General features: G+C 43.3%; 13 protein-coding genes and 1 other annotated feature. Of the genes, 2 read left to right on the top strand and 11 right to left on the bottom strand.

Annotated features, from left to right (window positions below; genetic code table 11):
* Positions 1-205 precede the first annotated feature (205 nt).
* From ilvD to RH061_RS02915, 6 genes are all read right to left on the bottom strand, one after another.
* On the bottom strand, positions 206-1,873 hold the full coding sequence (ilvD, locus tag RH061_RS02940; protein WP_311073820.1) for a dihydroxy-acid dehydratase: 1,668 nt from the start codon (positions 1,871-1,873) through the stop codon (positions 206-208).
* Positions 1,874-1,898: 25 nt separating this feature from the next.
* Positions 1,899-2,792 carry a branched-chain-amino-acid transaminase gene (ilvE, locus tag RH061_RS02935; RefSeq protein WP_311076245.1) on the bottom strand — a complete coding sequence of 298 codons (894 nt, stop codon included), beginning with the start codon at positions 2,790-2,792 and terminating at the stop codon, positions 1,899-1,901.
* 54 nt (positions 2,793-2,846) lie between these two features.
* Positions 2,847-3,100: a binding site (T-box leader), on the bottom strand.
* Positions 3,101-3,250: 150 nt separating this feature from the next.
* On the bottom strand, positions 3,251-4,714 hold the full coding sequence (locus RH061_RS02930; RefSeq protein ID WP_311073818.1) for a PH domain-containing protein: 1,464 nt from the start codon (positions 4,712-4,714) through the stop codon (positions 3,251-3,253).
* Positions 4,711-5,205 (bottom strand): PH domain-containing protein, encoded by a 495-nt coding sequence (locus RH061_RS02925; protein WP_311073816.1) that lies wholly within the window; start codon positions 5,203-5,205, stop codon positions 4,711-4,713. The genes RH061_RS02930 and RH061_RS02925 overlap by 4 nt, the downstream gene beginning before the upstream one ends.
* A gap of 21 nt (positions 5,206-5,226) precedes the next feature.
* Positions 5,227-6,132, bottom strand: a complete 906-nt coding sequence (locus tag RH061_RS02920) for an ABC transporter ATP-binding protein (RefSeq protein WP_311073815.1) — start codon at positions 6,130-6,132, stop codon at positions 5,227-5,229.
* Complete coding sequence (locus RH061_RS02915; RefSeq protein ID WP_311073813.1) at positions 6,132-6,821, bottom strand: ABC transporter permease; 690 nt, start codon at positions 6,819-6,821, stop codon at positions 6,132-6,134. The genes RH061_RS02920 and RH061_RS02915 overlap by 1 nt, the downstream gene beginning before the upstream one ends.
* 152 nt (positions 6,822-6,973) lie before the next feature.
* Between RH061_RS02915 and RH061_RS02910 the strand changes: the two genes are divergently transcribed.
* Positions 6,974-7,690, top strand: a complete 717-nt coding sequence (locus RH061_RS02910; RefSeq protein WP_311073811.1) for a response regulator transcription factor — start codon at positions 6,974-6,976, stop codon at positions 7,688-7,690.
* Positions 7,677-9,401, top strand: a complete 1,725-nt coding sequence (locus RH061_RS02905) for a sensor histidine kinase (RefSeq protein WP_311073810.1) — start codon at positions 7,677-7,679, stop codon at positions 9,399-9,401. Before RH061_RS02910 ends, RH061_RS02905 begins: the two co-directional genes overlap by 14 nt.
* A 260-nt stretch (positions 9,402-9,661) precedes the next feature.
* Here the strand turns inward: RH061_RS02905 and RH061_RS02900 are convergent, their stop codons facing one another.
* The 5 genes from RH061_RS02900 to RH061_RS02880 form a co-directional block, all read right to left on the bottom strand.
* A complete protein-coding gene (locus tag RH061_RS02900; RefSeq protein ID WP_311073809.1) occupies positions 9,662-10,327 on the bottom strand; it encodes an HAD family hydrolase in 666 nt (221 codons plus the stop codon).
* A 176-nt stretch (positions 10,328-10,503) separates the two neighbouring features.
* Positions 10,504-11,352, bottom strand: coding sequence for a GNAT family N-acetyltransferase (locus RH061_RS02895; RefSeq protein ID WP_311073808.1), 849 nt, complete (start codon positions 11,350-11,352; stop codon positions 10,504-10,506).
* Between the two features lie 121 nt (positions 11,353-11,473).
* On the bottom strand, positions 11,474-12,109 hold the full coding sequence (locus RH061_RS02890) for a YczE/YyaS/YitT family protein (RefSeq protein ID WP_311073807.1): 636 nt from the start codon (positions 12,107-12,109) through the stop codon (positions 11,474-11,476).
* Positions 12,110-12,387: 278 nt separating this feature from the next.
* Positions 12,388-13,422, bottom strand: a complete 1,035-nt coding sequence (locus RH061_RS02885; protein WP_311076244.1) for an acyl-CoA dehydrogenase family protein — start codon at positions 13,420-13,422, stop codon at positions 12,388-12,390.
* A gap of 72 nt (positions 13,423-13,494) precedes the next feature.
* The gene (locus RH061_RS02880; protein WP_311073806.1) at positions 13,495-14,022 is read right to left on the bottom strand and encodes a DUF4242 domain-containing protein; all 528 of its coding nucleotides are present in this window, start codon (positions 14,020-14,022) and stop codon (positions 13,495-13,497) included.
* Positions 14,023-14,076 lie beyond the last annotated feature (54 nt).

Raw genomic sequence — 14,076 nt, 5'->3', positions numbered from 1 at the left:
TTTGATAACGGGTATACATCCGTGTATACCCGGCTGGCCCTACTGGTATTTCAGGTCAGCACTCAGAGGGGATGAAGGAATTGGCGTATTGCTGGCTTCCAGCGCTACCAGCTCTCTGTGAATACGGAATCCAATCCCTAAACCTCGTCATCGAGTTCTCTATTATGTTTTCAAATTTCCCTTAACCTCGTCATCGAGTTATCTATTAAATTTTCAGGATGCCACCCGTGCTTGCTGAGGTGACGAGCTTGGAATAGCGAGCCAGATAACCTTTCTTGATCTTCGGCTCCGGCTGTTTCCATTGTGCTTTCCGCTCCTGTAATTCTCCTTCAGGAACCTCCAGGAAAATGGTTCTTTCCTCTAAATCAATGAAAATAGGATCTCCATTTTCAACAAAGGCGATTGGCCCGCCCTCAGCCGCTTCCGGTGAAATGTGTCCAATGGAAATGCCCCTTGAGGCTCCTGAGAATCTGCCATCTGTAATCAGGGCGACTTTCTTTTCCAGGCCTCTTCCGGCAATCGCGGCTGTTGGCGCAAGCATTTCCGGCATTCCCGGACCACCTTTTGGCCCTTCGTAGCGGATGACAACCACATGTCCCTCACGTACATCGCCACCTTCGATTCCAGCCAAAGCCTCATCCTGAGATTCATAGACAATCGCTTCACCTTTAAAAGTCTTGATGGAAGGGTCCACTGCTCCAACCTTGATGACGCCTCCATCTGGTGCGATATTCCCAAACAGAACAGATAAACCGCCGACAGGGCTATAGGCTGTTTCCTTGCTGCGGATGACATCACCATTTAGAACCTCGGCATCCTTTACATTTTCATAAAGTGATTTACCAGTGATGGTGATCCGGTCCGGGTGTACAGCTCCTTCCATTTCACAAAGCTGCTTGATAATCGCGCTGACACCACCGGCATTATGGACATCCTGCATCGAATAATCGGAGGCCGGGCTGATTTTAGACAAATAAGGAATCCGTTTTGCCACCTCATTAATCCGGCTCAAGTCATAGTCAATTTCCGCTTCATTCGCAATCGCAAGCGTATGGAGGACCGTATTCGTCGATCCGCCCATCGCCATATCCAGCGCAAAGGCATCGTCAATCGTTTCCTTGGTGATGATGTCTCTTGGCTTGATATCCTTTTTAATCATCTCGACCAAATGGCGAGCTGCCTCATAGATTAATTGATGGCGCTCTTCCGATGTCGCAACAAGTGTGCCGTTACCTGGGAGCGCAACACCGAGCATTTCCATCAGTGAATTCATAGAGTTGGCCGTGAACATGCCCGAGCATGAGCCACAAGTAGGACAAGCATTCTGCTCGATATCCAGCAATTCCTCTTGAGACATTCTCCCAGATTGATAGGCTCCTACGCCTTCAAATACAGATACAAGCGATAATGGCTTCCCGGTGCTGGAAACCCCAGCCTCCATCGGGCCGCCCGAAACAAATACAGAAGGGACATTCGTCCGCACTGCCGCCATCAGCATCCCGGGAGTGATCTTGTCGCAGTTCGGGATGTAGAAAACACCATCGAACCAATGGGCATTAATGACGGTTTCGGCTGAATCAGCGATCAGCTCTCTGCTCGGCAGGGAATACCTCATGCCGATATGCCCCATCGCAATCCCATCATCAACGCCAATCGTATTGAACTCGAACGGAATCCCGCCCGCCTCTCTGATTGCGTCCTTGACCACATCCGCGAACTGCCTCAAATGGACGTGCCCCGGAATAATATCGATATACGAATTGCACACGCCAATGAAAGGCTTCTCCAGATCCTCTAATTTCACGCCGGTTGCATAAAGCAAGCTTCTGTGCGGAGCGCGGTCAACTCCCTTTTTGATCATGTCACTGCGCATACGAAATTCCCCCCTTGATTTATCTCTATACAATTTGCTGTTCATAGACTTTGACTCCGTCCTCAACGACGGTTTTCCTGAACTCTTTTAAAAGTTGATTTGTGACAGCACCTGGTTTTCCATCACCGACCACTCGGCCATCCACCTTCACAACCGCAATGACCTCTGCCGCCGTCCCGGTTAAAAAGACCTCATCGGCCACATAGACATCATGCCTTGTGAAAACTTCCTCCCTCATCGAGAACCCAAGATTGCGGGCGATTTCCATGATGGCATTTCTCGTGATCCCTTCCAGCGCTCCCACATACCCGGGAGGCGTCAGGATCTCGCCATTTTTTACGATAAAAACATTATCCGCAGAGCCTTCTGCCACATAGCCCTGATCGTTCAGCATCAGCGCTTCATTCACCCCGGATAAACCGGCCTCAATCCGGACAAGGATATTATTCAAATAGTTCAATGATTTCACTTTAGGCGAAAGCACATCCGAGCGATTCCGTCTCGTGGCCACCGTGACAATCTCAATGCCTGACTCATATAACTCTTTCGGGAATAATGCAAGCTCCTCCGCAATGACGATGACCTGCGGCCTTGAACAGGAAGCCGGGTCGAGGCCCAGATTTCCTACTCCCCTGGAAACAACCACGCGAATATAGGCATTCAACAGGTCATTCACTCTCAAAGTCTCAACCACAAGATCGCTTAACTCCTGTTTGCTGTAAGGAATGGACAACATAATGGACTTCGCCGAGTCATACAGGCGATCAACATGCTCCTGAAGCCTGAACACATTGCCTTCATACACTCGAATCCCCTCGAAGACACCATCTCCGTATAGAAAACCATGATCATACACCGATACAACAGCGTCTTTCTTACTGACAAACTGGCCATTCAAAAAGATCAATTGCTCCTTCATCATCCATTCCTCATTTCCATATGTTTTTTGAAAAACAAAAAAACTCGTCCCTAAAATAGGGACGAGTTTAGCTCGCGATACCACCCTAGTTCCGTTTATGGATAAAAAAATCCACATTACGGCACTCAATCAACGTACAATCATACGCGTTCCTTGTAACGGCGGACCACCCGGCAACACTTACTGAAAAAGTTCAGCATTGCATCTCGGAGATGATTTTCGGATCAGTTCTGAACATCGGCTTTCACCATTTACCGACTCTCTGTGGAACAGGGCACTCATCTTACTCTTCTCGTCATCGATTTTATTTTTCCAGAATTTTATTAATTATAAAATTATCAGGTGAAAATCTTTTTGTCAAATTCTTTTTTGACTTTTTTTAAAATAGTGACAAATGGACGGTTCTGTTAACGGTCAAAAATACTAGAACCGTCTCTAAGTTTAGCCCCATTTTCTGGCTATCTTGTTTTTATTTGGTTGTTCCTTCTTTTATACCAGGAATAGAAGGAGTTGGCTGTTTGTGTTGGTATGTTTTTTATGCCTGAATGCTGGACAGGTTTTCCTCTGTTGACGGTCTGTATGGATGCGAGTCCGAAGGCTTTTTGCCATCGGGTTGCGGTGATCTCCGCTTGAATTATTTTGCTGCGCTTCGAAATAAATACTCTTGTGCCGAGGATGCCCGTCCTAAACTGTATAAACTCTCCATGGATCAGATAACGCGCATTGAAAAATGCTGAAACTCTTCCCATTACGACCAGAATGAAGAGAATGACAGTAAGAATGATCCAGGTTTTCTCGAAGCCAAGTATTTCCGGCTTGAAATAAAAGAGTGGTGCAGATGCCATCATCCAGATCCAGCTTGGCGTCAAAAGGCTGGCCCACAAAGCTTTTCTAGGCAGCGGAATCATGTTTTGTGAAATGGTATAATCGGGCAGGATTTCCTCTGCAATTTTGCAGGCGAGGTTAACAGGAAGATAGGGAAACAGCGAGTTGGCTCCATCCTTTTCCTCCCCAGCCTCTGTATCTCCAACTGTAGACAATGTGACGGCCGCTACACCTGTCAAACGCTTCATCAAGTTCTGCCTGATGTCAATCGCCTGTACCCTTTCCTTAGAGATCGTAAAGGACGTCTCCTCCAAAAGGCCTTTGCGAATATAGATCCGCTCTTGATCAGAAGAAATTTCGTATTTGCCATATTTCAGATAGGTCCATAAAAAACCGAATAAGACAGACAATAGGATCACAACTGTAAGGCCAGCCAACCATATGGGCCAGGAATCAAGAAATCCTTGAAGAAAACTCAATGCCCCCTCCTTTACATCCCAAATATCCGAGGCCTTCGTGTAAACAGAAATTCCGAAAGAAATCAAAACAAGAAAGCTCAATGAAGAAATGGCTGCCTTTATTATATTCTTCCTTTCAGGTGTAAAATGAATCGTCCGCCCATCGGTTTCATCCTCTCCGCGAAAATCTTCTGGCATTCCCTCCCTAAGCGCCCCTTCCAGCTTGTCAGCTTCTCCGTGAGTAACCACTGTAAATTTAATCTGTGAATTTTCCCCATCCATGCCAGTCTCAAAGGTAAGTGAAGTGACACCCAAAATACGGTGGACAATCGAGGTATGCCTGCTAATATTTTGGATTTTCGAGAAGGGTACCGTTTGCCTGGAAGAAATAAAAACACCCTTATATACATGAAAATGGCCATCCGCCGCATCGTATTTCTCAGATAGCCATCTCAGAAAAATCGATATAACGGACAATGCGATAAAAGGGAGAAAGAGCTTCCTTCCCCATACGATCAAAAAGGATTGCGAATCGGCTTTCATCACAAATAAAAACAAGGCGAGAAACGCAGTATTTCTTAGTAGGTGGATGAGTCCAAATAACATACGAAAAGGATGATATCTTCTTGCTTGTCTCATTCGTCCTCATCCTTCACTTTGGCATATTTAGCAATCTGATTCCGTAAGGAGACAGCCTCCTCTTTTGGCAAAGCCGGAATAACATGGGTGGATCCCATTGTTCCTATGCTCACTGAATATAGACCGTATTTCCTCATAAGTGGTCCCTGTACCGTTTCAACAGATTGTATTTTTGTCATGGGAATCAGCAGGTGCTTCTCCTCCAAGACCCCTGACTTCAGCTGGACAAATTCTTCATCCACTTCATAACGCCAGCTTTTATATTGAATATATGGAGAAATGAAAGCCCAAATTGCCGCTGGAATCGAGATAGCCAATAGGAGTATCAACACCCAGCCAATCCATTCTTTCCATAAAAATCGATCATCCAGATAAAACAAAATCCCCAGAACCGCAAATCCAATGAAGTTCTGAATGATTTCGCTGATGATCCAGACATTGATAGCTTTACGGGATATGGAGTTTTGAGGTTCTTTAATGTCTACTAGCATATAAATCTCCTATCTGCCATTCTATTCATCTAAAAAAATGTCCTCTAGCGATGGTTCTTCCACTTCCACCCGCAAAACATCCGCTTTGCATTGGGTAAACGCCCTGATTATTTCAGCAATCTTTTTCTCATCACCGATCGTGATGACGGTAACTGCTTCCCCATGTTCGAGCAAGGTACCCGCAGACTCAAGCCACTGCTTCAGCTTAGCTTGTTCCTGTATTGGCACAATCGAATGTTTCATTTTGACCGTCATGGTCGACCGGTAATAGGCCCGTAATTCCTCCATTGTCCCAATCTTATCGATGATTCCATCCCGCATAATCGCAATCCTTGTGCAAATCTTCTCCACTTCATCCAGGTTATGTGAAGTCATTAAAATCGTCTTTCCCTCTTCTTGGAGTTCCCTAATGAGACGGTGAACCTGAATAACCGATTCTGCGTCCATCCCTGACGTAGGTTCATCAAGGAACACCAGCTCCGGGTCATGAATAATAGCCTGAGCAATCCCCAATTTCTTTTTCATGCCAAAGGAGAACTTCCCCGTTTTCTTATTGGCATGCTGTAAAAGATCCACCCTTCCAAGGACCTCCCTGCACCTCACTTTTGACGCCTTGCTGCCCGATAACTCTGAGAAAAAACGCAGATGTTCCATTGGCGTCCATGATGTATAAAAGGATGAGTAATCCGGCATGACTCCCACTTGTTTCATCACTTTGTGATCCGGACCTTCAATCCCGAGGAGTGAGTAGGAACCGCCGCTAGGTGATATGATGCCTGTAAGCATATTAATAAAGGTTGATTTCCCTGCTCCATTACGCCCCAAAAAACCAAATACTTCTCCCTTTTTTATTGATAAATCAATTCCTTTGACCACCTTATGGCCGCCATACGCTTTTGAAAGCTGTTTCGTTTCGATCGCATTCATCAGCATTCCCTCCTTTTAAAAACAGCGGCTGCAACCAGCACCATCAAACCAGCCAACCCAAATATGATTAAAAAAGTGTAATCATCCCGTTCCAGATAGTAAAAAGGAATAAAGAACTTCACCCAGTTTACCCAGCCATTTTGCGAGAACGTAGTCCAAAACCCTAAAATAGGCAGGAGCAGCCCAAGGATATTGCCCAGGAACATGGTAAAACCAGGTCTTGGAATAAGAACAGATAACAATACAGCGATAGCGACCTGGTACGTGACCAGGCTCACTGTCTGAGAAAAAATAAACAGATCAATCTTTTTGGAATAGATACTGACAAGCAAAAAGGACACCACAAGGCAGACACACCAGAACATCCATATTCCTAAAAATTTCCCCAATAATATAGATGATCGTGATACCCTTGTCACCAGAAATCTCATCGTCCGTTCGTGAATTTCTCTGTTGATTGTGTCGTGGGACAAACCAAACACGAATAATTGTCCAAGCAGCAAAATGACAACTAAAAGGCCGATCGTATGAATATCCTCAGCCTCGCTTGCCTTTAACTCCATGGTGGAAAATAGGAAACTGGAAAACTTCGCTGAATAATACGACACAGCGAATAAAATACCAATCATTATGATGGATTTAATCCCTTTAAAAAGGCTAACAAACTCTCTTTTGCACATGACAAACATAATCCTGACTCCCTTCAGCCTGTTCTGACTAAAGTATATCCTCTCAACCTTAACCACACCGAAATACTACCTTAATTTTTCCTTAATTCCTATATTTTTGGAAATGAAATGTTATGATAGGGTTGAAAAATCTAGATTAGGAGAATACATTCATGCAAGATTCAAAATTGCTGCTGGTGGATGATGAAAAAGCCATTTTGCAGATGCTGACCACCATTTTGCAGCGTGAACAGTTCAATCAAATCGATACTGCCTCCACCGCCGCAGAAGCATTGGAGCTTTGCCGGACGAAGACCTATGACCTTATTCTGTTGGATGTGATGCTCCCTGACCGGAGCGGTTTTGATATTTGCCCTTTAATCAGAGAAACAACTGCTGCTCCCATCTTCTTTCTGACCGCTCGTTCTACCGACCTTGATAAACTTTCAGGATTTGCCCTTGGAGCGGATGACTATATCACGAAGCCATTTAACCCGCTTGAAGTCGCTGCCCGCATCAAGGCACACCTGCGACGGCATAAAGGAAGTCCACCTGTTTCCGTACAGACAATCTATGATTTTGGCAGAATTAAGATTAATACATCAGCAGGCGAGGTTACTGTTTCAGGAAAAAAAATAGACCTGCCAGCCCAAGTCTATCAGCTTCTTCTTTTTCTAAGTAAACATCCCAACCAGCTATTCAGCAAAAGCCAGCTATACGAGCAAGTATGGGGAGAAGAAGGATTTGGTGAGGACAACACGGTCATGGTGCATATCCGAAAGCTGCGAGAGAAGATCGAAATCAATCCGAGCAATCCTAGCCATATTATTACAATAAGGGGCCTCGGCTATAAATTCGTACCGGAAGGCAGCAATCATGAACATACATAGAAGATTCATCTATCAATTCTTTTTTCAATTAATTACTGTTTTTGTCCTTTTTTTCATCATACTGCTCTCATTTTGGGCTTTTCTTGGATATTCTCTGATGGATATGGAATCCAGACAGGACCTCTCTAAGGCCGAAGATTTTTTTGTATCCAGCCATGTAAGCTTCAAGGAAGAGAAGGCTGTTTTTGATGACGAGCTGAAAATCCTCGCAAAGGAACAGAATGGATGGCTTCTCTCCATCAATGATCAGGGAAAAGTCCTGGGAACTTATAATATGCCAGGAAAAGCTCCTGAATTTTTAAAGGAAAGTGAAATTGCCTCCCTCACTTTAGGAGGAAGCAGCGGGTCAGCTCAATATACTTATTGGGAGCTTGAAGATAAAAAGCGTTATATCCTTTTCGGAAAAATACAGTTGGAAGAACAACTTTTGGAACAAATCTCACCAACCGTTGACTGGGAACTCCAAAAATTGAAGTTATCTGAGAAGATCCAAAGAGAACTATCCCAAAGGAATGGTTGGGTCCAACTTATAGACCCTGAAGGAAATGTAGTAGATGAATATGGAGCTGAAAATCAAGACAACGAGTACACAGTCAATAGGCTTTTCACAAAGCGACATACGGAAGAAAGCTCCACAGCATTACATTTTGACCCAAGCACAGAACAAGCCATCCTTGTAGGGATTCCAGCAGTTAATAAGACATCTGCCTTGGAAAAAGGCATGTTTGATTCCTTAAACAAAAGTCTTATGGTCATTTTTCTTGTGGCATTCCTGCTGCTCCTTGCCGGAACACTGTGGTACGCGCGAAAATTTGGAGTGCCTCTGCTGACTTTAATGAATTGGATCCAAAACCTGGGAAGCGGAGTTTATCAGGAGCCGACCGATGTTCATGACCGGCCGGTAACTCGAAACAGAAAAGGAAAATTGAAAAGAAAGTTCCGGCTATATAAAGAATTAATTGCAACGCTATCTCAGCTTACCGAAACACTGAAGCAAAATGAAAAACAGCAGAAAATCATGGCCCAGACGAGAGAAGAATGGATCAGTGGCCTTTCCCATGATTTAAAAACGCCGCTGTCTTCCATTTCGGGCTACGCCCAAATGCTCGCCTCCACTGACTATTCCTGGTCAGAAAAGGAAACAAGGGAATTTGCTCACATTATGGCCGATAAATCAGATTATATGATGGACCTGCTGGAGGACCTAACATTAACCTACCGGCTCAAAAACCATGCTTTGCCAATTGCCAAGGAGCCGACCGATTTGAACGAATTTATTCGGCGGATCATCATCCATTACATTAATGATCCCGCCCATCAAGACAAATCATTTGATTTCACTCCGTATCCTGATTCAATTACTGCTTCCATTGACCCAAAATGGTTTCAGCGCATTATGGATAATGTCATCGCCAATGCCATTAAATATAATCCGCCTGGCACCGCCATTTCGGTTACACTGACCACCATAGAGGACCATTTAATTGTCATTACTATTGAAGATGATGGCATTGGCATGGAAAGCGCCACACTCGAAAAACTATTCAGCCGCTATTACAGAGGAACTCACACCGGCGAAACAGGAAGCGGTTCAGGACTTGGCATGGCCATCACGAAACAACTCGTCCACCTCCACAACGGGACTATCCAAGGCCAAAGCCAACCCCGAAAAGGCACAACCATCCGAATCATGCTGCCTACAAAACAGTGAGACATTTCTGCTGGTTTTGCACGGAGGTCCAGCCTGAAACAGAGGGAAGATACTGCTCTTTTATGAACAGAGAATCTGTCCCTCTGCTTTTATCTACATACGATACGTTGTAGCTCGCTTATCATCCACCAACTTGTTATATTCCCCACTCCCATCAACTCTTTTACAGAACAATTCAGGAAGCATGGGGACGTTTCTCCTGCTACCATCCTTGCCTTTAAAAGGATTCACTGGGTACGTCCCTGTGCTTCGCCAATTAATTATTTGACGCGACTCCCCATCAAAACCTCCCTTAACTGTTCAACGCTCTCGACAATATACACAGGCCGGGAGTTTCTTAACTCTTCTAGAGATCCATATCCATACAACACTCCTATTGAGTCAATCCCGTTATTACAGGCACCCTCAATATCGTGTTTCCGATCGCCAATCATAATAAAATCTTCCGGCATATGCTGGTGGTACTCATTTAGTATGTACTCAATGATTTCTGTTTTTGATGTTCTCGTTCCATCAAGGTTACTTCCAACAACAAGGTCAAAATAGTGTTCAATCTTAAAATGCTTTAATATTTGATCAGCAAAGACGGTAGGTTTGGAAGTAGCGACAGCCAAACTAAAACTCTGTTCTTTTAAAAACTTTAATAGATCAGGAATGTTTGGATACAACTCATTCTCGAATATCCCCTTTTCCTTAAACCTTTCTCTGTAAAAATCAATGGCCATCTCAGTTTGGTGTTCATCAAAATCGAAGTATTCAGCGAATGAAACCTGAAGGGGAGGCCCAATAAAACCTTCAAGTTGATCGACGTTAGGTGCAGCTTTACCCATTTTCCGCAATGCATATTGAACGGATTTGGTAATTCCGACTTTCGGGTCTGTAATCGTTCCGTCTAAATCCAATAGAATTACATTATATGCAGCCATGGAAACTCCTTTTTATCGTTTTTATAGTAGGACTTTCGGTTTAATAGCGACTTTTTTGTTTTTATAGCGAGTTTTTCATTTTTATAGCGACTTTTTTTGTTTTATAGCGAACTGGAAAAAACAGCTGATTTTTTCCAGCAAAATAAAAGGTTTCCAAACGTCGAACCAGATTGTTTTTAAGAGCATGGTTTTTCTTCTAACCTCATCACAACTGAATCTGTAACCCACTCATATCCAATCTCCTGATAGATTTTGTTTGTAGTAGGATTGCTGAGATCGGTATACAGACTAGTTGTTTGGTAGCCCTGATCCAACATCATTTGGGAGATTGCTGCAACACAATCAGAAGCAAAGCCTTTCTTTCGATGCTTGATGGGTGTGTAGACAAAATTGATGTTGATGTTTCTTTCCGTTGGCCTTGAGCCATTTGCCATCGAAACAATCTCCCCATCTACTTCCCACCCCATCAATCGTCCTTTTCGAATCAAATCGTCGGCTTTTGAATCCGCTTCATCCATGGAAATCGGCAGGTTCACGTCTTCGCAAAATCGATACACCCACTCTTTTGCAAGACCCTGTTCCTGTTCTGTCAGTGCCCGAAGCTTACCTTTTGATAAAATACTCTTCTTCACCTTTTCCAGCTTGTATAATCCCTGATTCATTTCCACGGTTGCCGTCACATTTCTTAGCTTAGAAAGATAACCAGAAAGTTCGACAATCAATTTCCGATCACCTACAAGACCAGGTATACTCTTAAATTCGTGATGCATCTGTTCAGCAATCAATCGAAGTTCGTCAGGCGAAAGTAAAGCAGCTTTTGAACAGATGATCTTATCATGCTGAGTCTGAATCATCACCCATACAATTTCTTCATCCCTTTGCACGACTGCCATTAACAGCGGAGTTTTTTCAGCGGAATTCAGCACTCCCAGAGACAAATTATTCACCACTTCATCCTGCTCCAAAAAGGATGATACATCTTTTTTAAACTGCAAGAGATTTTCATATTTTATCAGCTTGATCATACTATCATCCCCCAATTCTCATCTTCCTCCTACCATTGAACAAGGGGACGCTTCTGCTGTCCCACAAGGTGTTTTTTTACGATTTAAGAGACGCTGTCCCTAAGTCTCCTCAATCCCTTCATTACATAGAAATTACCTTTTTATTTATTGAGCCAGATAACTTTTCAATCCATCTTGTACACACCTTGTAGGCAGCCTGGAAAATAGGACTCTGGATAAATGTATAAATAAAGGTGAAAATAAAGACCGGTCCGCCCAGTAATATGGCAATCACCAGTACAATACTCTCAACAATGATTCGTACTCTGCTGATTGAATACCCGAGCTTAATTGAAATCGCAAGCATAAATCCGTCTCTTGGCCCTGATCCGATTCGAGCAGCATTATACATTCCTCCTCCAATGCCCATGATCACAATACCAAGCAGCAATATCAAAATATCAAAGATGAGCGTGGAAGCCTGAGGCAAAACATCCAGCCAGAGAAAAAAGTCAACCATCGTGCCAACCATCAGTGCATTTATAAAAGTACCAATATTAACATAAGTACGATCAATCAAAAGCGTTACAAGAACCAACATGATACCGAAAATCACGTTCCATGTTCCGATTGTCATCCCAAACTTATCATAAAGGGCAATATTCAATACATCCCACGGGTGGACCCCTAAGTACTTAACCTTTATTGCCACAACTATACCGTAACTAAAAAGGATCAGTCCCATTATAAAAAAAGGAACTCGGATTTTAAGTTTCATATTATCACTTCATTTCTTTCAACTTTCACTTATTTTAAAACAACACGGAAAGCATTTAAAGCAGAAATTTCCATTAATTAGCACCTAGTCAAGTTAATCTCTGTCACCTCCCTAATCTTTTTGTGCAAGATGTTGACCTATAATTGCTCAGCCTTCTCTATTTCTATTGAAAATACTTATTACTCGTAAAATTACTATTTCAGATATTCAAGGACTCAGATTTTTTGTCTAGCAAAAAAATAAGCACAGGGTTCGTCCCCTGCGCCTTTCAACCGTCCCTATTTAATTTGGAGCATTTTTTCAAGATGCTTAACGGTAGGAGTCAGATTCAAGAGAAAATATGATTCTCTTAATCTTCTTGATGGTGCACTGTACTTCAGATAACCTGCTCCTCCTTGATGAAGCATGCTTCCATGAGCAGCTTTTGAAGCAAGATAAGCAGTGCGAAGCCGTAATTGAAGAAGGGCCTTCCATTGTTGCAAGAGCTCTCGTCCGTCAGCGAGTTTATACAATTCCGTACGGATTTGTTCTAATTCTTTCTCTAGTTCATCTGGCTGAATAGGAAGGAAATCGTTGCAGCCTCCCTGCTTATTGCAAACCTGACGGATGGAACCAATGGATGCCTCCGTCACTCCCAAACCAAGCGGTATTTGATAAAGCACGAAGGCCGGCCTTATTTTAACAATGAATGAGTCGACATCATGTGAGACGACCCATTCCTCAGGAATCGCCACTTCATCAAAAGCACATGAATAAGTGGCACTGCCGTTTACGCCTAAATACTCGAGCTTTGCTTTCAGGGTAAGCCCTAGTGCATTACACGGAACCACTGCCATCATTCTTTGATCAGGGCTAACCTCGGCAATAATGCCGAACCAGTGATCTTTCCCCAGATTTGAAACAGAAGGCAATTGCCCATTCACAATATATCCTTTGTCCGTCCTGGTCGCTTTTAAATGCAAAGTTTCCAGCCCGGCATAATACTTCATCGGATTGGAAAGCCCGGTCCCGCCCAGAAACTGGCCATTTTCCAACTGCGGTAAAATTTCTTCCTTTAGATACCTATTTTCACTATTTCGGATATAGGTTAATGAGGCAAGGTGGCACCAAAGGTTAAAACCGGTTGTCATGCAGATTTTAGATACTTCTTCTACCACACGGACTTCTGTTGAAAAGTCTACCCCAGTATCGGAATTCAAGAATCCAGCTTTGCCAATGCTTTTTAAAAATCCCTCTGCATAGTAGGCTTCAGCGTCAATTCTTCGCACGAATGGCTTAAGCTGTTCCTGGATTAAGACCGCCAAACTCGTCATATCTTTCAAAGCTTCCCTCTCCCTTTTCATCCCTTATTAAGAAGAAAACCTCCAGCGAAGGAGGTTCCGGACTTATGACAATTCAGTAATCGTATCGATTGGCGCACTAACAGCTTCGCGAGCCTTCTTGACTGTAGACTCATCTGGAGAATCATAGAAGCAAAGACATTTTGTCATATCTTCACATACATAGGTCCTTGAGAATGTCACTTCAGGAACTTCCGAATAGTGAACGGAATTCTTGGATTTTCTTTCTAGGTAGGCATCCATTGTCAGATTTTCTGGAAGGTTCCATTCAACAAGGTAATTAACTTTGTCAGCCTGTTTTTTCACTTCTTCTAAATCTCTGCCAACAAGACGGACAGGCTTGATTAAAGTGACAGGAACACCTAATGTCCTTAGACTTTCATTTATGACATTTCGTTCTTCCGCCTCAAGAATAAAGAAAGCACGGGATAAATCCTTTGCTACTTGGACCTCAATTAATGTCGCATTTTGCTTACCTAACTCATCACGGATCTCACCGGCCTTTTTTTCAAAGGACTCTTTATCTTTTACTGCACTGTTAAAAATTGATTCCACTAAATATAAAGTTGCCATTCCTTCATTCCTCCTTATTATATATATCCAATCCGTTTACTTGGTATTACTTAT

The organism is Mesobacillus jeotgali, from assembly GCF_031759225.1.
Lineage (GTDB): Bacteria > Bacillota > Bacilli > Bacillales > Cytobacillaceae > Mesobacillus > Mesobacillus jeotgali_B.
Note: the sequence above shows the minus strand (reverse complement) of the source record. Positions and strands in the feature narration are given on the sequence as shown.